Below are 19,668 nucleotides of genomic sequence, written 5' to 3'. Positions count from 1 at the left end.
CTGTGGAGGCCGATAAACAGCCAGCAATTCCAGCTTCCGGTTTCCCATGACGCCTTCCTTTGCCGACAGTTCGGCCAGCATCCGGCTTGCCATCGACTATCTGCCGCAAGGCGTCGCGGTGTTTGATCCGGGGCTACGGCTCGTCGTGTCCAATCGGCGCTACAATATGCTGCTTGGCGTGCCCGAGGATCTGGTGCGTGCCGGGACAGCGCTGTTCGACATAGCGCTGTTTCTGGCAGAGCGAGGCGATTTCGGTATTGGCGATGCGGCAAGGCTCGCCATCGAGCGGATCAATGTGCTGACGTCAGCACCGATCACCGTGACCCAGCGCATGGGCAATGGCGGTCAGGTGCTAGAATTTCACTCAAGCCGCCTGCCCGATGGCGGGCTCGTCGTCAGCTTTACCGAGGTCACGGCGCGCGTCAAAGCCGAGCGGGAACTTGAAAGGATCAACCAGACGCTCGAGGGCCGCGTCGAGCAGCGCACTGCGGATCTGACCCGGCTCAATAGCGAGCTCGAAGTTGCCCGCGCCAAAGCGGACGCAGCCAATCATGACAAGACGCGCTTTCTCGCGGCCGCCAGCCATGACCTACTGCAGCCGCTCAATGCCGCGCGGCTTTACACCTCGACACTGATCGAGCGCGCGAAATCCACCGCCTTTGCCGAACTCGCGACTTCGATCGAAGCCTCGCTTACCGCGGTCGAGGAGATCATGTCGGCACTGCTCGATATTTCACGCATCGATAGCGGCAATCTCAAACCCGCACCGACGCCCGTCGCCGTCCAGGAACTGTTGCGCAAGGCCGAGGTGGAATTCGCGCCCCTTGCCCGGGAGCATAATGTGAAGCTGCGGATCGTGCCGACGCGTACGACCGTCATGGCCGATCGCGCGCTTGTTGGCCGTATCGTCCAAAACCTTGTGTCCAATGCCATCAAATATACTCCGGCGGGCGGCAAGGTTTTGGTCGGCCTGCGGCGCCGGGGCAATCGCCTCAGGCTCGATGTCGTCGATACCGGCATCGGCTTCAACCGCGACCAGCATCGCCTAGTCTTTGCCGAGTTCTCCCGGCTCGACCGGGCGGCCCGCATGGCGCAGGGGTTGGGCCTTGGCCTTTCCATCGTGCAGCGCCTCGTGACGGCGCTCGATCTAACGCTCGAACTCGACAGCCGGGAGGGTCGCGGGTCGCGCTTTTCGCTTTACCTCCCCATCGTGCGCAATGCGCGCCCGGCGCAAGGCGAGCGCCGTTTGTCCTATGAGGACCAGGTGGGCACGCTCAATTTCAAGGTGCTTTGCGTCGATAATGAAAAGGCCATTCTCGAAGCCATGCAGGGCTTGCTCGAACATTGGGGCTGCGATGTTCGCGTCGCTCTATCGCTCAAGCAGATCGACCGCGAGCGGCTCCTCGAAGGCTGGTATCCCGATCTTGTGCTGATGGACTACCATCTCGATCAAACGTCGGGACTCGATGCCATCGAGTGGCTACGGCACAATCTCGGCGGCCATCTGCCGGCGGCGCTCGTCACCGCTGATCGCAGCCCCGCCGTCCGGGCTCTCGCCGAGGATCGCGGCATTCTCGTTGTCACGAAACCTGTTAAGCCCGCAGCGCTGCGCGCGACGATCAGTGGGCTTGCCAACCAATCGGGCCGCAGCACGCGACCGACCAAATAAAAAGGCCGGAACCCAGGGGTGCCGGCCGCAATATAAATTCGGTGAAAAATCTTCAACAAAGGGACTGGTTATTAAATGGGCGAGGCGACCGGAAGGTTCCGGCCGCCAGGAGAAAAATTTAGATCCAGTATGGCGTCACGCCATAATAGTCGTAGACGCGACGGCCATTCTCTTCGGTCCAGTACTCGTCGTCTTCACGCTCATAGCGCGGTGCGCCTTCGAGTTGGTCCTTGGTCACATCGACGCGGTAGCCGCCGAGACCTTCATCATAGTTGAGCTTGGACCAGGGCAGCGGATAGTGATCATTGCCGATTCCGAGGAAGCCGCCAAAGCTGAGAACAGCGTAGGATACCTTGCCCGAGCGCTTCTCGACAAGAATGCGTTCGATAGAGCCGATATGCTCGCCATTGGGGTCATAGACCTTGGTGCCTTCAACCTTGTCCGAGGCGATCAGGTCATGGGTTTCCTTGACATTGGCGTCTGCGGTGCGAACGTCATCATAGGCCATTTTGGTCCTCCTTGGTTAGGATGAGACCGGAAAACGCGACCTACCGCGTGAAGTTGCAGACAAAAGGTTTTGTGATCACGCGACAAGCCGAGTGGGTTTGTCGCCAAAGCGTTCTTCTTCGGCAAGGAAATGGGCAAAGGCCGGCGGGTTGAGCGGCCGCGAGATATAGTAGCCCTGAGCGATATCGACTTTGCCAGTATTTTTGAGGCGAGCGAGACAAACTGCACTTTCAACGCCCTCGACAACGACCTTGCGCCCCGCCGCCTGGACGAGATCGATCGCGTGATCGAGCATATTGGCCATGACCGAGCCTTCCGGCGCCATGGCAAAGCTGCGATCGAGCTTGACGCCATCGACCGAAAGCCCGGCAAGGGTATGCATGGACGAATAGCCCGAACCGAAATCATCGATGTAGATGCGGGCGCCATAGCGGCGCAATTGCTCGATTTCGGCCTGTGCCGTGCTCAGATCGATGGCGCCGGTTTCGACGATCTCGATGACGAGATCGAAGGCGGAATCGGGCATCAGAAATGGCGCAAAGATTTCGAGCAGCAGCGCGGCGTTGAGATCTTGCGGGAAGATATTGAAATTGACCTGCAGGCGCTGGCCGGGCGCCATGATCGCCAAGAGATCGGCATAGGCGTGAGCGACGATGTTGGCTGTGAATGGCATGGTTAGCCGGTGTTTTTCGACCAGTGGAATGAACCGGTCGGGAAAGACCATCGCGCCATCGACATCGCGCCAGCGCGCGAGCACTTCGCAGCCGACGATCCGATCATCATCGAGACCATAGAGCGGCTGATAGGCGCATTCGAGCCCCTGCCCTGCCTTAAGCTGGCGGAGAAAGCGCTGTTCGAACGACCAGCGGTGCGCAAGCAACTGACAGGCCCTGCCGGAAAGCCAGGTCGCCAGAATAGCGCTGACCAAGGCGCCGAGTGCCAGCATGGGCGCACCGCGCTCAATAACATAGGTCGGCGCCGCTCGCGCGGCGATGCAGTTGAGCCCGCCAAGATCACACTGCACATCCGTCAGCCCCGACTCGATCAGCCCGAAGGGCCCGGTCTTTTCAGCCACGGCTTGAGCATAAAGCCCGTTAGTCCCGCCGATTGGCCAATAGCGGCCATCGTTTGCGTGGATGACCACTTGCATATCGAGCGCATCGGTCGAAACGCGTGCCGGCTTGCTCATGGGGAGGACGAGCCCGAAATTGCCATCCACGGCAAAAATGCCGCGCATGCCCGGAAGGCCGAGAAGTCCGAGATCCCGATCGATCCAAAGGGTCGGCATATCATCTGTAGCCGGAATGTCGGCCATTTCGAGCATTTGTGGCGTCTCAAGGCGCCCATTATTGGCCGAACAAAGGATCCGGCCATTCTCAAAATAGAAGAGTTCGTTGATGCCATCGGGCAGGAAGGCGACGCGGCGGAGCTGAGAAATATAGGCATCCGAGCAGATATCGGCCGTCAGTTCCTCTTTCATCACCCCAAGCGTCTGGGTCGAGGCAGAACGCGCACGCGTCACGCTTTCCATGGCGCGAGCCACTTCGTTTCCCATGCCCTGGCGCAGATCGCGGAAGACGAGAAGCATGGTCATGGCAAAGAGCAGCACGAAGCTCAGCACCCACAGCGCGGTTCTCACCCTGCGCTGCTGCTCCGCCGAAATCAGAAAGCTTACGAAGCTGCTCATTCTTGCGCCCCTGCCCGATCAAAGCATGCCCAAGAGAGTCTCAAAGCCCAGTTAATCCGGGCCGGCACTTTGTCCGCATGGAACTGTCCGCCACGCCAAGACATTTCCTTCGCAACACTGAAACTGTTTGCGGAGGAAGGACATGGTTCTCGGTAGTCTCATCGCCCAGATGACTGGACGCGATAACCTGACCCCCATGCAGATTGCCCAGCACAGCCTCTTCACCGCGCGTGAGAAGCTCGACCTGCTCAATCAGCTCAAGGCCGACGCGACGAGCGCCGCGGCCGAAGGCAAGGAATTCGGCTTTACCGCCGGCGAAGTAGATGAAGCCATCACCCATGTGCGCGAGGGCGTGCAGGACGGCGTTGGCACCGAAACCGTGCTCAAGGGAGATTTTTGATGGCCAGCCAGGACGTTCCGCCGGTTGCAAGCAGCGCCAATGTCGATTTTCTCGTCGATGAAAAGGGATCGCGCATCGATGTGCCCCCCGATTCAGCCATTCATGCCACTGGCGATGCGGAAGCGGCCATCGGCGGCACCAGCCCGACCAATTGGTGGCTCTATGGCCTGATCGGCCTTGGCATCGTCATCGCGCTAGTTCTCGCCATGCAGATGTTTTCGGGCGCACCGGGCACCGATGTGCAGCCGGGCACACCCACCGCCGAGCCCGTCGCGGAACAGGTTACGACGCAATAAGCACTCCGTAACCACAAACAAAAACGCGGCCCACCGGGCCGCGTTTTCTTTTTGAGTAGAACCGATCAGCCGCGGATCGGGGAAATCTGGATTTCGACGCGGCGGTTCTGCGCCTTGCCCGCTTCGGTTGCGTTCGAAGCGATCGGGCTCGAAGCGCCCTTGCCCTCGATATAGAAGCGGCGCTGGTCGATGCCCTGGCTCGACAGGATCGTCGCCACCGAAACGGCGCGGCGCTGGCTGAGCTCGTTATTGTGCTGCGCACTGCCGGTCGAGTCGGTGTGGCCGTAAACGTCGACGATGGTCTTGTCGAACTTCTTGAGCACGAGCGCCACGGAAACCAGGGTCTGGTTGAACTGTGGCTGCACCGTCGACTGGTCGGTCGCGAAGGTGATGTTGGACGGCATGTTGAGGATGACCTGATCGCCGACGCGGGTTACGGAAACGCCGGTACCCTGAAGCTGGGCGCGAAGCTCGGCTTCCTGCTGATCCATATAGGAGCCGATAGCCGCGCCGCTGAGGCCACCGACACCAGCGCCGATCAGCGCGCCAACGCGCGGATCACCGCCGACTGCCGCGCCGACGATGGCGCCCGCAATGGCGCCGCCGCCGGCACCGATCAGGCCGCCGCCTGCCGTGTTCGAAAGCTGGGACTGGCCGGTATAGGGATTGGTGGTGGTGCAAGCGCTGAGCGCCAGGGTGGCTGCAAGCGCGACGAGAACCTTGGACTTCATCTTTTCCCCCGAAGGAATCTAAATCTGGCCTTGATTGGCTGTGGAATACGGCAGGAGCGTGATGGGGCGAAGATGCTGAACATTGGATGAACGCGGGCCAAATTAGCCCGATGCACGCTTTCAGCCGAGCAACTGCCGCGTCACCTGTTGCGACCGCGCCGCATCAACGAGGGGGGGGTCAGGTCGCTGGCCTGGTCGATCGCGCCCATGATCGGCAGCGAGCGCAGCCCCAGATCCTTGATCGCTGCCATGGCCGCTTTCAACGCGTCGTCGGTATTGATGGTGACGAAGGGGCGCTCGTGATATGGGCCGATAACAGGCGCAAAGGGCGCGATCCCTCGCTCCTTCTGGACAGTGGCGAGCGTGAGATAGGCTCGGGCCAGCGCTTCGCCGCGTTCATTCCACGCCATGGCCTGCAATGCCGCGTCAAGGTCCGGCGTCAGCACAGCAGCGATCGGCAGGCGTGAGAATCCTGTGCCGAACCATTTGGCATAAGGCGCATAGCGCCGCTCAAGGAGAAAACCCAGCGCCATGACATCTCGGACCAACCGGCCCGCGACGAGGCGCGAGCCCAGATCATCGCCCGCTTGCCCCGCGCGCCCGACAAAGGCCTGCTCCTCGGCAATCCGCCGCCACTGGCAGGCGATACGATAGTACCAGACATCGTGGGGGAAATAAGCGAGCGCCTGCCGCGCCGCCGTCAGCCGGCCATCGCTATCGTGAAAAACTGCGCCAGCCGTAAAGGCGAGCAACTTTTGTTCGGGAAAGCCGAGCCAGTCGAACGGCGTCAGGTTTTCGAGCGAACGCCGATCCAAATGGGCTTCGAGCTTGCCCTCGATCGTATGAAACTCCAGCCCGTGCTCGAAATCCCCCGCGGCATCGGGGCCACTCGCAGCCGGATGTGGACGCGCCCGCCAACCGATAGGCTCGCCGGCAAATGTCTCGAGCACTACATCGGCAAATGCAGCGAGCAGCGGCTGGGCTTGAACGCGAAAATCCGCTTCCGAGAGATGAATGTGCACCCTCGGACCCCAGTTGTGGTCCTTCGATTGCTCATCATCAAAACCCAGCAATTCCGAGCCATAGCCGATCAGCGCCGCCGCATAAGACAGGCCCGGCGCCGCCGTTGCCAGAAAGGGCGCGACGATCTCTTCGTAAAACGCCCGAGAAAGCGCGATGCCTTGCATTGTCTCCGCTCTCTCTAGCGTTCCGACCAGCCGACAGCCACGGCATAGCTGATCAGCGCGAGTGGAAGGCCGCCGAGGATCGGCGTGAGATAAATGAACTCAAATCCGTAAGTGTGATCGATAACGCTGCGCCACGTCCAGAAGACGGCTTGTTCAATGGCGAAGATTAAAACGCTTAGCCCGACGACCCAGAGCCATTCGTCGAACCGGTCGGATGCCGCGACGAAAAGTGTTACGACGGCGGCCGGCAGCAAGGCCGGACCAAGCATTGGCACCAACACTTCCGGCCTGAAGATGATGGCCGGCCCTGGGAACCAAAACCATAGTGCGAAATGAACGAAGACGCCAATGGCGACCGCGACAAGAAAGATGCGCAATGCCAACGCCACCCTTCCTAGTTCCGCTCTCCAATCCTGCAAATGCTCTTCCTTTCTAAACCAAGCCCTCAGCGCAACCGCTCGACACTCGGGGCCATCTGATGCGGCGTCACGTCTCGCCGCTCCACATGATCGAGCACCGCCAATATCTTCTCCACATTCGCCAGGTGGCGCTGTTCCATGGAAAAATTGAGCGTCACATAATCCCGGCCGGGGCAGAAGGTGCAGATATTGACCGCCGCATGCCAGGCGCCGCAATAGAGTGGCTCGATCATGCCGTGGGTCATCGGGCCATAGGTGCGGTGCGGGGGCACCAGCGTCAGCACGATGTGCATGCCGCCGTTAAAGCGCCAGAAGCGCTTGTTAGGCAGCGCGGGAATGAAGCGATTGAGCGTGCGCATGGCCTTGAACATAGCCATGATCATCACCTGGAAAGAGGTGATATCTTTCTGCTCGATGCCGGCGACGGTATTGTCGACGGCGCGGACATAGTCGACGAAATCGTCCATGACCTGGAATTTGGCTTCGAGCGCGCGGACGCGGAAGAAATCGTCGTCGGTATTGTTCCGCTTGGTATCGAGCATGGTGTAGGCCGCGCCGATCACCTTCTTGCTCATCAGCTTTTCAGCGCCCTCGCCATTGAGCGCCTGGGTGACGAGCGCGAACATCAGCGAGCGCTGGCGCACGCCGAGCTTATTGGCGAGAAGCCGCAGCCGGTGCCGCTCGATGGCGAGGGTTTTGAAACCCCAGGGCTGTTCCTTGGGCGCGAGGATATTGGCGAGGACCAGATAGATGAAGGCGGTCATGCCACCGCGCAGCGCGCTTTTGAGCCGGGTCCCAAAGGGCAGCTTGTTGGTCTTGTCCGATTGCACCCCGTGCCCGGCGGCAGACGAGCGGGTCAGGAGCGCTGAATCCGAGCCTTCGAGCAGGGCGTGGCTCGATCGCACCTGCAATACCGCCGCGCGGCCTTGCGCATCCGGCCCATCACGGCGCACCGCCGCCATGACACGGAACAGTGGCAGGTCGTCCCGCTCGAAAATGTCGGTCGATTTGCTGAGCCATTTGTCGGGAAAGCCGTCGAAATCGTCGACGATTTCAAGCGAGGTGATAGCATCGAGCAGATGCTTTGGGAAAGGTTGGCCGGGCTCGGCGCCGACAAAGCCGTGGGTCAGTTGCGGTGCCAGCGCCACCATTTCGGCGACCATATTGGCAAGGCCGTCCTTGTCGTAAGTCTCGGTCGAAAAGGCGGTGAAAAACACCGTGTCGCGGCCCTCGTACAGGAACCACTGAAAGTCGGTGAATAGGGCCTGCGGATCGCGTCTGACTGCGGCATGAGCCAGTGTCAGTGCATCGGCATGCTGGCCGGCAAAGCTTGACGACGAGAAGCTTTTCACGATGTCCCCTCCGTGCCGTTCCCCCTTGGCACAGAGGGGATTTAAGCGCAGTCCGGACGTTCCTGCAACGGGGTGGCTGGAGCACCATAAAAGGAGTGATCGCATCGCGAAAAAGCGCTCTGGCCAAACTGCGTCAACGGGGCAATTCACCAGTTGGCAGATCACCCTCAAAACTTTAGAATGGTTCTCGAATAGCGGACATGTGTCTTTAGTCCGCGCGTCGAATTGACCTATGTCAAATCGGGCTTGCCGCTTCTAGTGAAGGTGCGACGGAGCCAGAATGGCATTCCTGCCGACCCCACCGGCAGGCGTAAAGGAACGACCCATGGACTATCGCGGTATTTTCGAGGATGCAGTGGACACGCTGCGGGCGGAAAAGCGCTATCGCGTTTTTGCCGATCTCGAGCGCATCGCCGGTCGCTTCCCCAAGGCGCTCTATCGCGACGATGCCGACAATGCCCGCGAAATCACCATCTGGTGCTCCAACGATTATCTCGGCATGGGCCAGCACGATAAAGTCGTGAAGGCGATGCAGGAAACGGCGGGCAAGCTCGGCGTCGGCGCCGGCGGCACGCGCAATATTTCGGGCACCAATCGCCCGCTGGTCGAGCTTGAGCGGTCGCTCGCGGACCTTCACCGCAAGGAAGCGGCCCTCGTCTTCACCTCGGGCTTCGTCTCAAATGAAGCAGCGCTCTCGACCATTGCGCGGCTTCTCCCCGATTGCGTAATCTTTTCCGATCAGCTCAACCACGCCTCGATGATCCAGGGCGTGCGCCAGTCCGGTATGGAAAAGAAGATTTTCCGGCACAATGATGTCGCCCATCTTCGCGAACTGCTCGCCCAAGTCGATCGCAAGCGGCCAAAGCTGATCGCCTTCGAATCCGTCTATTCGATGGATGGCGATATCGCCCCGATCAAGGAAATCTGCGATCTCGCCCAGGAATTCGGCGCGCTGACCTATATCGACGAAGTCCATGCCGTGGGCATGTATGGCCCGCGCGGCGGCGGCATTGCCGAACGCGACGGGTTGATGGAGCGCATCGACGTCATCGAAGGCACATTGGCCAAGGGTTTTGGCGTCATGGGCGGCTATATCGCTGCCAATAAGGCCATTATCGATGCCGTGCGCTCTTATGCGCCCGAATTCATTTTTACCACCGCCCTGCCCCCCGCGCTCTGCGCCGCCGCGCGCGCCTCGATCGAACACCTCAAGGGCAATGGCCAGGAGCGCATGATGCATCAGCGTCAGGCGCGGCTGACCAAGGCGATCTTGGCCGATGCCGGCCTGCCCGTGATGGAAACCTCGACCCATATCGTGCCGCTGATCGTGGGCGATGCGCGGGCTGTGAAGGCTGCGAGCGACATGCTGCTCGACAAGCACAATATCTATATCCAGCCGATCAACTACCCGACCGTCCCCAAGGGCACGGAGCGCCTGCGCATCACGCCGACCCCGCTCCACACCGACGAGATGATCTTCGAGCTGCGCCATGCGCTCGTCAGCGTCTGGACCAGCCTCGAATTGCCGCGCGAAAAGGCCGATGCCGCGATCACGGCCAGCAAGCTGACCTCGGGCGATCTGACCCTGCCCAGCCTTGGCGGCTAACAGCCTCCACGTCTCTCCAGTCTGCAGCAATCCCCGCGAAAGCGGGGATTTTCTTTTGGGCTGCTAGTCTCGAATCCCGCGGTGCCGGGACGACCCGAACTCCGGTCAAGCCCTCAAAACTGCAAAAACATCAACTGAAACAAATATTTGTCAACATGCATCCGGTTTGGAACTTCGGCGTTTTGTTTGCGAGTTCAAGTCGAACTAAGGCGCGTGCAGGCGCGAATGGGCGGGGTTCGTCACCCCGTCATTCGACTCATGCATAGAGGCGCCAACCGTTCGGCAGGTCGTTAGTTTTCGGAATTTGCTTTATGCCTCCTCAGTTCGTCGCCTTCAGAACGGCCACCCCGGAAGACGCACCGGCTATTCGCTCGCTCGTTCGGGCTGCCTATGCCAAGTGGACACCCGTTATCGGCCGCGAACCGCGTCCAATGCTCGCCGACTATAGCGAAGCCATCCATGATTTCCGCTTCGATCTGCTGACGGTCGATGGTCAGCTTGCCGGCCTTCTCCAGACCTGCCCCTGCGCCGATCATCTCTGGATCGAAAACCTCGCCGTTCATCCGCACCACCAGCGTCGCGGCCACGGCCAGTCGCTGATGATCCTTGCCGAACAGCTGGCGCGCCACGCCGAGCTCGATACCATTCGCCTGCTGACCAATGCCGCCTTTACGAGCAATGTCGCGCTCTATCAAAAGCTCGGCTATGAGGTGGAGCAGACCGAAGCCTTCATGGGCGGCACGACGGTCTATCTCAACAAGCGCCTCGCGCCCTCCGGTTCTTTCCCCATTCGCCCAGCGCATAGCTGGACTGAGGTTAGCCGCACTACCGCTTGAGGCCATCAAGGCTCATTTAGGTGTCATGGAAGCGGCCCGGGATGATCCAGGGTCCAGTACAGGAGACCACCATGAGCACCCCGCGCAAGAACAAGTTCTTTGCGACCCTCGACACCTTCGTCACCGTTTTCGGCAGTGCCGTCGCGGTTTCGGCTGCCGTCGAAGGAGGCCGGGCGCCCAAGGCCAAGCACCTGCGGACCCTCGGCATCAACCCGACCGACTTCCCATCGAACGGCCACTAAGCTGCGCAGGGCGCCAACCTCCTGGCTTTTACTCCGGTAAAACGCCAGGCGACCTGCAGCGCAAGTAGCCGACACAGAAAGCCCGGATGCCAGTCTCCCTCCCTGGCCTCCGGGCTTTTGTTTTTTTCGGGTATTTGGGGTAATTCGTCCATGCGTCAGGTGCATGGCGGGGAAGAGATCGTAGAAGCCTTAGCGGGCCACCGCTGTCATCTTGGCTTTGAGCCGGGATCCATCCTGAGATCTCAGGATGGGCCCCGGGTCGAGCCCGGGGTGACAATAGGGGTTTAGGGGACGTCAGCGCACGTCTAAGAGAGCCCGGCCATGAAGGCCGAGCCTAAGTGATCAATCTTCGTCGCTCGCCAACTGATTCAGCACATCACCCTTACCGCGCATGCGGAGGATGAAGGGCAGTGCCACGGCGATGATCGCCAGGGCATAGAGCACCAGCGAGATCGGCGAGTGGAAGAGAATGCCGGGATCACCCTGGCTGATCGAGAGCGCGCGGCGCAATTGCTGCTCGGCCATGGGCCCAAGGATCAGTCCCACGACCACCGGCGCGATCGGATAGCCAAAGCGGCGGAGGAGATAGCCGAGAATGCCGAAGACCAGCAGCAGCACCAGTTCAAACGAAATGCGCACTGGGCCAAAACCCATGGACATGGCCCCATTGGCGCCCAGCGTACCGAGCGTCGCAAAGACCAGAATGCCAGCATAGAGCCAGGGTTTTGGAATGGTGAGCAGCTTTACCCAAAGTCCGATCAGCGGCAGGTTGAGCACCAGCAACATGAAATTGGCGATGAGCAGGCTCGCGATCAGCGACCAGACGAGCGGCGCATTGTTGGCGAACAACAATGGTCCGGGCTGGAGGCCGAACTGCTGGAAACCGGCGAGCATGATCGCCGCGGTTGCCGTCGTCGGCAGGCCGAGGGTCAAGAGCGGCACGAGCGTCCCGGCGGCCGAAGCATTGTTGGCGGCTTCCGGACCTGCGACGCCTTCGATGGCGCCATGGCCGAATTCCTCTGGATTCTTGGCAAAGGTCTTTTCGGCCGAATAAGAGAGGAAGCTTGCGACATCGGCGCCGCCGGCCGGCATGGCGCCGATCGGGAAGCCGATGAAGGTGCCGCGCAGCCAGGAAGCCCAGGAGCGTTTCCAGTCGTCGATCGTCATCCAGACCGAACCCTTGACCGCCATGACCTCGGCCTTGATCTGCTCGGGATCGGTCGCGGTTTTCAGCGTTTCACCGATGGCAAAGAGCGCCACGGCGAGCGTCGTCACTTCGATGCCGTCGAGTAGATCGAGCACGCCAAAGGCCAGGCGGGTCTGGCCCGTCTGCTGGTCGATGCCGATGAGCCCGAGGCCAAGCCCGATAAAGAGCGCAGTCAGGCCGCGCAGCGCGCTGTCGCCGAAGGCAGCAGAGACGGTGATGAAGGCCAAAACCATCAGCGCGAAATAATCTGCAGGGCCGAAAGCCAGCGCAAATTTGACGACGAAGGGCGCGACGAAGGCAAGGCCAAGCGTGGCGATCAACCCGGCGACAAAGGAGCCAATGGCCGCTGTCGCCAGCGCAGGACCTCCCCTTCCCCTGCGGGCCATCTTGTTGCCCTCGAGCGCGGTGACGATCGAGGCGCTTTCGCCCGGCGTGTTGAGGAGGATCGAGGTCGTCGAGCCGCCGTACATGCCGCCGTAATAGATGCCGGCAAACATGATCAGCGAACCGGCCGGATCGAGCTTATAGGTGACGGGCAGAAGCAGCGCCACGGTCAGCGCCGGCCCGATGCCGGGGAGAACGCCGACGGCCGTGCCGAGGGTCACGCCAATTAGCGCATAAAGGAGGTTCTGCACCTGCAGAGCCGCTATAAGGCCCTGGGCGAGAAGTTCGAAAGTTCCCATTTTTTTCAGAAACTCCCCGTGGTCAGCAAGCGCTCGAGCGGACCTTGCGGCAGCGAGAGCTGCAGCCCGCGAGCAAAGAGAAACCAGACGATAAACGCAAAGACGACGCCGATCGGGATGGTCTGCCAAAGCGGGGCGCGGCCAAAGCCTTTTGCGGTCAGCGCGAACAAGACGCCAGTGGCAATCGAGAAGCCTGCGATCGAAAGCAAGAGAATCTGCGCGACGAGGCCGCCGACGATCCAGGCGATGGGGCCGAACTCATCCTTGCTGCGCGCCGGAAAACCATTGCGGAAAGCGGAGAAAACCGTGCCGATGGCAAGGAATGCGAGACTGGTCGCTACCACATAGGGAAACACTGTCGGGCCGACGCGCTGCTGCACGGGGGGCACGCGCATCTGGCTGGTTTGCCAGAAGATGATGATCGAAATGGCGGCCAGAATGACCGCGATGACGAGCGCCGCCCCATCGGGGCGGCGCGTGCTGTTGATTTCGCCAGCGCTCATTGCACCAGGCCAATGTCTTTCAGGATAGCCTCGGTGGCCGAGATATCCGCTGCCAGCTGCGTGTCGAAGGCTTCGCCATCGAGGTAGGTATCGACCCAGCCCTTGGTTTCGAGCGTCTTCTTCCAAGCGTCCGATTCAGCCATCTTCTTGATGTCTGCGGTGATCGACGCCTTCTGCTCGTCGGTGATCCCGGGCGCAGCAGCGACCATGCGCCAGTTCTGCACAGCGAGATCAACGCCGGCTTCCTTGAGCGTCGGGCCATCGATGCCCGGCACGCGATCTTCGGAGGAGACGGCGAGGAGACGCAGTTCGCCGGCTGCGATCTGCGAGGAGAATTCGCTGATGCCGGAAATGCCAACCGTCACCTGATTGCCCAGGATCGCGGCCAGCGCTTCGCCACCACCGGAATAGGCGATGTAGTTGACCTGAGTCGGATCGACGCCAATGGTCTTGGCGATGAGGCCAGCCGTGATGTGGTCGACGCCACCAGCCGAACCACCGGCCCAGGAAACGGCGCCGGTATTTTCCTTGAGCTTGGCGATGAGATCATCAAGCGTCTGGATGTCGGAAGCGGCGGGCACGACGATGGCGACGGCTTCGCCGGTAAGGCGCGCAATCGGGGTCACGTCGTTGAGGGTGACGGGGGCCATATTGGTCAGGATGGCGCCAACCATCACATAACCACCGACGATCAGGGCGTCGGGATTGCCCGCGTCCTGCGTTGCGAACTGGGCGAGACCGATGGTCCCGCCGGCGCCAGGAACGTTGGTCACCTGCACATTGCCCGAAATGCCATCGGCCGTCATGGCCTCCTGCATGGAGCGGGCGGTCTGGTCCCAGCCGCCGCCGGGGGCCGCAGGGGCCATGATGGTATAGTCGGCCGCGAATGCGGACACGGACAGGGCGCCGGAAACCAGCGCCGCGAGAAGCAGCTTGTTCATAGATCCTCCCAGAACAAAGGCGAACGACGTTGCGTTCGTGAGAGGCAGTCTATGCGCTGCTCCCTGTCATCGTCCTGTCACCAGCTTTGGGAGGACAAGTTTCCCGCTTCAGGCAGTCTTGCGGCTGTCGCCCGGCGTTTGCCCATAGGCTTCGAGCATGCTGGTGCAGACCCGCGCCGGGACCGGCCTTGCATAGAGATAGCCCTGTGCCAGATTGCAGCCGAGACGGCGGAGCATCTCGGCCTGCTCCTCACGCTCGACCCCTTCGGCCACGGTGCGCATATCGAGCTTGTGCGCGATATCGACGATCCCCGACACCAGCGCCTCGCTCGGTCCATCGACCCCAAGCCGCGTGACGAAGGACCGGTCGATCTTGATGATATCGACCGGAAAACTGAGAAGATGCGTCAGCGACGCGAAACCGGTACCGAAATCGTCAAGCGCCACGAGAATGCCGCGCGCCCGCAAGGCCTCGACGGCATTCGGCACGATCTTGTCGCTGCCGCCCATGAAGACGGCCTCGTTGACCTCGAGCACGATATGGCTGAGCGGCACCGAAGCGCGGCCGAATATGTCGATGATGCGGTCGGCAAGATCGCCGCGGAGAAAATCCCCGGTCGTGACATTGACCCCGACATGCTGGAAATTGAGCCCGACATCGAGCCAATGGCGCATGTCGCGCGCCACCTGGGTCAGCATCTGTCCGGTCATCTCATAGGCAATCCGCGGATCGCTGAGCGCGGTGTGAAACTGACCCGCCGAGATCACAGCGCCATCCGGCATGCGCAAGCGCGCCAAGGCTTCAAGGCCGACGATCTGATTGGTCGTGATGTTGACGATGGGCTGATAGTGCGGCTCGATGCGGTTCTCGAGCAGTGCCTGATCGACCTCTCGCACCATCGCATGGCGATGCGTCATCTGGGTGCGGAGATCGGAATGGAAAGCCATATAGCCGCCGCGGCGGGCTTGCTTGGCGTGATAAAGCGCGAAATCGGCATTCTGGATCAGCGTGCTGGCCGTAATGCCATCTACCCCGAACAGCGCGCCACCCATGGTGACATGCGCTTCAAAAGTCTGCCCGCCCATCTCCACCATGCCGGTCGCCGCGTCGCATAGTAGACTGCCCCAGTGTTCAAGCAGCTCATGGCTATCGCAACCGCGCACGATAACGGCGAATTCGTCGCCGCCGAGCCGGCACGGCACCAGCTTGTCGTTTACAGAATTGAGGCGCGCCGCAACCGTCGCGATCAGCCGGTCGCCTGCGGCGTGGCCAATCGTGTCATTGACCGATTTCAGGTGATCGATATCGAGAAGGATCAAGCCAAAGGGCTGTTCGTCGTCGATCACGTCGGAGAGAAGCTGGTTGAAACGGCCGCGATTGGCGAGCCCGGTCAAGACATCGAAATAGGCGAGCCGGAAATTGCGCTCGCGGATACGCTCATGTTCGATTGCGAGTGCGCAAAGATGCACGCAGGTCGCAACGATATCGCGCTCCAGATCGGATGGCCCGCGCGGCTCGCGATAGTAAAAGGCAAATGTCGCGACGACGCGGCCGGCATGGTTGATGATGGGGTTCGACCAACAGGCGCGCAAACCATGCGGCTCGGCATGGGCACGAAAACTGTCCCAGAGCGGATCTATCGCAATGTCGGAAACGACAACTTCCGTCTTGTGATAGACCGCCGTGCCGCACGAACCGGCCTTGGGCCCCGCCTTCAAACCATCAATCTTATCGGTATAGACCTGTGGCAAAGTAGGCGCCGCCAGAGGCCGAAGCACCACACCATCTTCGACCAGCAAAATCGAGCAGATGACACCGGGCGCCAATTGCTCGGCGCGCAGACAAAGCATCCGGGCAATTGCAGGCAAAGTCTCGCCTTGCGCCACCGCCTCCAGAACCTCGGTCTGCAGCCGCAAAAGCTGCTCTGTTTCCCCGCCCGTCATTTCAGCACCCCAGCCTCAGCCAAACAATGCGGCAAGGATGTAAATGAGATGTTCAGCAGCCACCCTCAATTACATCAATTTCTATTTTTCTTCTCTTGCTGTCAGGAGGATAGTGACTTCGATATCTCTGCGGGACGTCACCTCAAGCTAAGTAATTTTGCAGTGGCCTCGCATCATCGTGGTGCCTTGACGACAAATAGTCGCGGAGCTATGAATAATCCATAGCCAAATGGATATGTATTTTGCAGCTCGCGACCGACACTCTCTTCAAGGCCTTGGCGGATCCGACGCGGCGCGCCCTTTTCGAGCGCCTCTGCCGTGAGGGCGAGTGCACGGTCGTCGTTCTGACCAGTGGTGCAGGCGTGTCCCAGCCGGTGGTCTCGAAACACCTTGGAATTCTGCGTGATGCCGGCCTCGTCGAAGGACGCGTCAATGGGCGCCAAACCCACTATCGCGCCCGAACCGCTGCGCTTAGCCCCCTCGCCGATTGGACGCGCGAGATGAATGACTTTTGGCACAAGCGTTTCGATGCGCTCGAGGATCTGCTCGGAAGGATGGACCAATGAGTGCCACCTCAGGCGTCAAACTGCTTGCGGGCGACAACCCGCAAATCCCCAAGGGTTTTGGTGATGCACCGGTCGCGGCCTATATCGCGGCAGTGCCCGGTTGGAAGCAGGGTATCGTCCGCGCGGTCGATGAGTTGGTCGTCTCCACCATCCCTGGCGTCAAGAAAGCCGTCAAATGGAACACGCCGCTTTATGGGCTCGATGGCAGCACCTGGTTTCTCAGCATGCACTGCTTCAAGACCTATGTGCGCCTGACCTTCTTCAACGGCACCGAACTCGACCCCATGCCTGAAAAACCATCGAAAGTGCCGGGGGTGCGCTATCACGATATCGGCGAAGCCCAAGGGATCGATACCGATCGCCTGACTGCCTGGATCAACCAAGCCGTGCTCCTGCCCGGCGAAAAGCTGTGAGAGAGACCATGGCGGAGAAGCCAGACCCGGCCGCTGCCGGCGCGCTGATCGACGCGCGTATTGCAAACCTTGGCGGCTGGCGCGGCGACACTCTCGCCCGCCTCCGCGCCCTCATCAAGCAAGCCGATCCGGACGTCGTCGAAGAGTGGAAATGGGATAATCCCGTCTGGTCGCATGGTGGCATCATCTGCACCGGCGAAGCGTATAAGGCAGCCGTCAAAACCACCTTCCCCAAAGGCGCATCGCTCCCCGATCCCAAGGGCATCTTCAATTCGAGCCTCACCGGCGGCACGCGTCGCGCCATCGATTTTCGCGAGGGCGATCCGATCGACGAAGAGGGGTTTATCGCCCTGATCCAAGCCGCCCTTGCCGCCAATCTTGCCAAGTGAGATGAGATGACCGACCCCGTTCCCGAAATCCGCACCGTCATCCTTGAACGCGACTTCGCCCATGGCCCCGAAAAGCTCTGGCGCGCCTTGACCCAGCCGCATCTCATCGAAGAGTGGCTGATGGCCAATAATTTCGCTCTGGCAGTGGGCCACAAATTCCGCTTCACCGCCGATTGGGGCGGTGTCGATTGCGAGGTCCGGGAGATCGAGCCCAACAAGACCCTCTCCTACACCTGGGATGCCTACGGCCTTGAAAGCACTGTGACGTGGACCCTGACGCCGATCCCATCGGGCACTCAACTCCGCATGGAACAGACCGGTTTCCGCCCGGATCAGGACCAGGCCTTCCATGGCGCGCAGGCTGGCTGGCGCAATTTCTTCAGCCAACTTGACGCCCTGCTCGATCGCACTGACTGAAAGAGCAAATCCAACAAAAGTTCGGGCTTGGAAGCGGACGGCGATTCACACATTATCCCCGGTGAAACACCCATCGCAGTGGTGATTGGCCGGGGGGAAAAGTGGGGGTCGAAGCAGGCTCCAATCAAGGTCTCGCCATCAAGCTTGCCATAGCATCCATGCTGGCGGCGGTGGGGCTTTTCGTCGCCCTGTTGGCGCTCTTCATTTATATCGGTGCCGAACAGACCCGCGCGCGGCTTGAAGAGCGCTCGATGGCCGCGGCGCAGGTTGTTTCGACCAATGCCTATTGGATCACCGAACTCGCCGACCAGACCCTGCGCCGCGTCGATGCCGCGCTTGGCCCGGCCTTGACCGGAAGCGACGCCAGCATCGAATCCGTGCTCGATGGCCTGCCCGATGCAGCCGACACTTATGTCATCGACGCTGCCGCCAATACGATCTTTGCCACCGTGCCGGGCGCTGCGCAGGTTTCGGTGGCCGATCGGGAATATTTCACCGCTCTCAAGGCCGGTGCGCCATCCTACGTGTCACCACTGCTGATCAGTCGCACCACCAAGAACCCGATTTTCGTCTTCAGCCGACGGGTCGAGCGCAACGGCGTCTTTGCCGGCGCGATCATGATCTCGTTTCCCGAATCCCTTCTCACGACGATTCTCGACGCGCTCGACCTGCCAGAAGGTTCGTCGGTCAGCTTCATCCGTGGCGATGGGCAATTGATGGGCCGCAGTCCACCCTCCGATACTGCGCTCGACCTCAGCCAGCATGCGCTCTTTACCCAATACTTGCCGCAGAGCGACCGCGGCACCTATGCTTCTGTGGCCTCGCCCATCGATGGCATTGCCCGCATCGTGAGCTACCGCAAGGTCGAAAGCGCCGATATCGTTGCGCTGGCCGCAATTGCCTCAAATCCCTCCTGGCAGACCTTCCACGGCGCCATTCTCGCGGTACTCCTGATCGTGTCGCCGGTGCTGATCGGGCTGATCCTTGCCTGCGTGTGGATCGTCAAACTTCTGCGTCGCGGCGCCGAGCGCAATCGGCTGCTGCAACAATCAGCCGATCTCAACACCATGCTGCTGCGTGAAATCCACCATCGGGTGAAGAACAATCTCGCCTCGATCCAGGCGCTGGTGCGGATGCAGGACATTCCCGAAGAGGCCAAGCGCGACCTCGAAGGGCGCTTTGCCGCCATGACCGCGATGCACGAGCATATCTATAGTCAGGACCGCTACGAAGATATCGACGCTGCCGAGTTCATCCCCGCCATTATCGGCAAGGCGCTCGAAACCTATGGCTCCTCGGCGAGCGTCCACTACGCGCTCGATGCGATCCCCGTCGATCGCGACCACGCGACACCCCTTGCCCTGCTCCTTACCGAGCTCGCCGCCAATAGCTGCAAATATGCCTTTGCCGATGGTCGTCCGGGTGAAATCCGCGTGTCACTGTCGCGCGACGCCAGCGGAGTTTCGCACCTCGTCTTCCGGGACAATGGCAAGGGCCTCGATACCGAGCCAAGCCCACGCAGCATGGGCATGCGCATCATTCGTGGTGCGGTCGCGCAGATGGATGGCACCTGCAAATTCAGCTCGGACAATGGCCTGGTGTTCAACGCCGAAATGGCCCTCTCGCGCCAGGCGACTGAGGAGCCCGCACCCGAAACCGAGTTGGCCTAGCGC

The 19,668-nt window shown here is 60.9% G+C and carries 21 protein-coding genes; 11 read left to right on the top strand and 10 right to left on the bottom strand.

The genetic code is table 11. The features are described from left to right. The first annotated feature begins 46 nt into the window (after positions 1–46). Positions 47–1,669, top strand: coding sequence for a hybrid sensor histidine kinase/response regulator (locus tag ASG47_RS05305; protein ID WP_061907695.1), 1,623 nt, complete (start codon positions 47–49; stop codon positions 1,667–1,669). A 118-nt stretch (positions 1,670–1,787) separates the two neighbouring features. On the opposite strand, the gene ASG47_RS05300 is transcribed toward ASG47_RS05305, so the two are convergent. Together ASG47_RS05300 and ASG47_RS05295 are read right to left on the bottom strand one after the other, a co-directional pair. After that, entirely contained in the window at positions 1,788–2,177 is a 390-nt protein-coding gene (locus ASG47_RS05300; RefSeq protein ID WP_061907694.1) for a PRC-barrel domain-containing protein, read from the bottom strand. Positions 2,178–2,252: 75 nt separating this feature from the next. Next, entirely contained in the window at positions 2,253–3,863 is a 1,611-nt protein-coding gene (locus tag ASG47_RS05295; RefSeq protein ID WP_061907693.1) for an EAL domain-containing protein, read from the bottom strand. A 142-nt stretch (positions 3,864–4,005) separates the two neighbouring features. On the opposite strand from ASG47_RS05295, the gene ASG47_RS05290 reads away from it, so the two are divergent. Next, on the top strand, positions 4,006–4,263 hold the full coding sequence (locus ASG47_RS05290; RefSeq protein WP_061907692.1) for a hypothetical protein: 258 nt from the start codon (positions 4,006–4,008) through the stop codon (positions 4,261–4,263). Then, on the top strand, positions 4,263–4,559 hold the full coding sequence (locus ASG47_RS05285) for a hypothetical protein (protein WP_061907691.1): 297 nt from the start codon (positions 4,263–4,265) through the stop codon (positions 4,557–4,559). Before ASG47_RS05290 ends, ASG47_RS05285 begins: the two co-directional genes overlap by 1 nt. Before the next feature lie 65 nt (positions 4,560–4,624). On the opposite strand, the gene ASG47_RS05280 is transcribed toward ASG47_RS05285, so the two are convergent. From ASG47_RS05280 to ASG47_RS05265, 4 genes are all read right to left on the bottom strand, one after another. Continuing rightward, positions 4,625–5,290 (bottom strand): OmpA family protein, encoded by a 666-nt coding sequence (locus tag ASG47_RS05280; protein ID WP_061907690.1) that lies wholly within the window; start codon positions 5,288–5,290, stop codon positions 4,625–4,627. A gap of 140 nt (positions 5,291–5,430) precedes the next feature. Continuing rightward, positions 5,431–6,477 (bottom strand): DUF4037 domain-containing protein, encoded by a 1,047-nt coding sequence (locus ASG47_RS05275; RefSeq protein WP_244487042.1) that lies wholly within the window; start codon positions 6,475–6,477, stop codon positions 5,431–5,433. 14 nt (positions 6,478–6,491) lie between these two features. Beyond that, entirely contained in the window at positions 6,492–6,860 is a 369-nt protein-coding gene (locus ASG47_RS05270; protein WP_061907689.1) for a hypothetical protein, read from the bottom strand. Positions 6,861–6,922: 62 nt separating this feature from the next. Further along, positions 6,923–8,248 carry a hypothetical protein gene (locus ASG47_RS05265; protein ID WP_061907688.1) on the bottom strand — a complete coding sequence of 442 codons (1,326 nt, stop codon included), beginning with the start codon at positions 8,246–8,248 and terminating at the stop codon, positions 6,923–6,925. 325 nt (positions 8,249–8,573) lie between these two features. Here ASG47_RS05265 and hemA point away from each other — a divergent pair, with 325 nt between their 5' ends. From hemA to ASG47_RS20910, 3 genes are all read left to right on the top strand, one after another. Further along, on the top strand, positions 8,574–9,854 hold the full coding sequence (hemA, locus tag ASG47_RS05260; RefSeq protein ID WP_061907687.1) for a 5-aminolevulinate synthase: 1,281 nt from the start codon (positions 8,574–8,576) through the stop codon (positions 9,852–9,854). 311 nt (positions 9,855–10,165) lie between these two features. Next, positions 10,166–10,690, top strand: coding sequence for a GNAT family N-acetyltransferase (locus tag ASG47_RS05255; RefSeq protein ID WP_061907686.1), 525 nt, complete (start codon positions 10,166–10,168; stop codon positions 10,688–10,690). A gap of 71 nt (positions 10,691–10,761) precedes the next feature. Further along, the gene (locus tag ASG47_RS20910) at positions 10,762–10,932 is read left to right on the top strand and encodes a hypothetical protein (RefSeq protein ID WP_200940860.1); all 171 of its coding nucleotides are present in this window, start codon (positions 10,762–10,764) and stop codon (positions 10,930–10,932) included. A gap of 342 nt (positions 10,933–11,274) precedes the next feature. On the opposite strand, the gene ASG47_RS05245 is transcribed toward ASG47_RS20910, so the two are convergent. The 4 genes from ASG47_RS05245 to ASG47_RS05230 form a co-directional block, all read right to left on the bottom strand. Next, positions 11,275–12,822 carry a tripartite tricarboxylate transporter permease gene (locus ASG47_RS05245; protein WP_061907684.1) on the bottom strand — a complete coding sequence of 516 codons (1,548 nt, stop codon included), beginning with the start codon at positions 12,820–12,822 and terminating at the stop codon, positions 11,275–11,277. A 5-nt stretch (positions 12,823–12,827) separates the two neighbouring features. Beyond that, positions 12,828–13,325: a tripartite tricarboxylate transporter TctB family protein gene (locus ASG47_RS05240; RefSeq protein ID WP_061907683.1), complete on the bottom strand. Its 498-nt coding sequence runs from the start codon at positions 13,323–13,325 to the stop codon at positions 12,828–12,830. Beyond that, positions 13,322–14,266 (bottom strand): Bug family tripartite tricarboxylate transporter substrate binding protein, encoded by a 945-nt coding sequence (locus tag ASG47_RS05235; RefSeq protein WP_061907682.1) that lies wholly within the window; start codon positions 14,264–14,266, stop codon positions 13,322–13,324. Before ASG47_RS05235 ends, ASG47_RS05240 begins: the two co-directional genes overlap by 4 nt. A gap of 108 nt (positions 14,267–14,374) precedes the next feature. Further along, a complete protein-coding gene (locus tag ASG47_RS05230; protein ID WP_061907681.1) occupies positions 14,375–16,210 on the bottom strand; it encodes an EAL domain-containing protein in 1,836 nt (611 codons plus the stop codon). Positions 16,211–16,452: 242 nt separating this feature from the next. Here ASG47_RS05230 and ASG47_RS05225 point away from each other — a divergent pair, with 242 nt between their 5' ends. The 5 genes from ASG47_RS05225 to ASG47_RS05205 all read left to right on the top strand — a co-directional run bounded on the left by ASG47_RS05225 (position 16,453) and on the right by ASG47_RS05205 (position 19,665). Then, positions 16,453–16,776 carry an ArsR/SmtB family transcription factor gene (locus tag ASG47_RS05225; protein WP_061907680.1) on the top strand — a complete coding sequence of 108 codons (324 nt, stop codon included), beginning with the start codon at positions 16,453–16,455 and terminating at the stop codon, positions 16,774–16,776. Then, entirely contained in the window at positions 16,773–17,189 is a 417-nt protein-coding gene (locus ASG47_RS05220) for a DUF1801 domain-containing protein (RefSeq protein WP_061907679.1), read from the top strand. The genes ASG47_RS05225 and ASG47_RS05220 overlap by 4 nt, the downstream gene beginning before the upstream one ends. An 8-nt stretch (positions 17,190–17,197) precedes the next feature. Further along, the gene (locus ASG47_RS05215) at positions 17,198–17,578 is read left to right on the top strand and encodes a DUF1801 domain-containing protein (RefSeq protein ID WP_061907678.1); all 381 of its coding nucleotides are present in this window, start codon (positions 17,198–17,200) and stop codon (positions 17,576–17,578) included. A 6-nt stretch (positions 17,579–17,584) separates the two neighbouring features. Then, on the top strand, positions 17,585–17,995 hold the full coding sequence (locus ASG47_RS05210) for an SRPBCC family protein (RefSeq protein WP_061907677.1): 411 nt from the start codon (positions 17,585–17,587) through the stop codon (positions 17,993–17,995). A 101-nt stretch (positions 17,996–18,096) separates the two neighbouring features. Continuing rightward, on the top strand, positions 18,097–19,665 hold the full coding sequence (locus tag ASG47_RS05205) for a sensor histidine kinase (protein ID WP_061907676.1): 1,569 nt from the start codon (positions 18,097–18,099) through the stop codon (positions 19,663–19,665). The last annotated feature ends 3 nt before the right edge of the window (positions 19,666–19,668 follow it).

Origin of the sequence: Devosia sp. Leaf420, assembly GCF_001425445.1 — a bacterium.
Lineage (GTDB): Bacteria > Pseudomonadota > Alphaproteobacteria > Rhizobiales > Devosiaceae > Devosia.
This window is presented reverse-complemented; position numbering and strand designations above follow the sequence as displayed.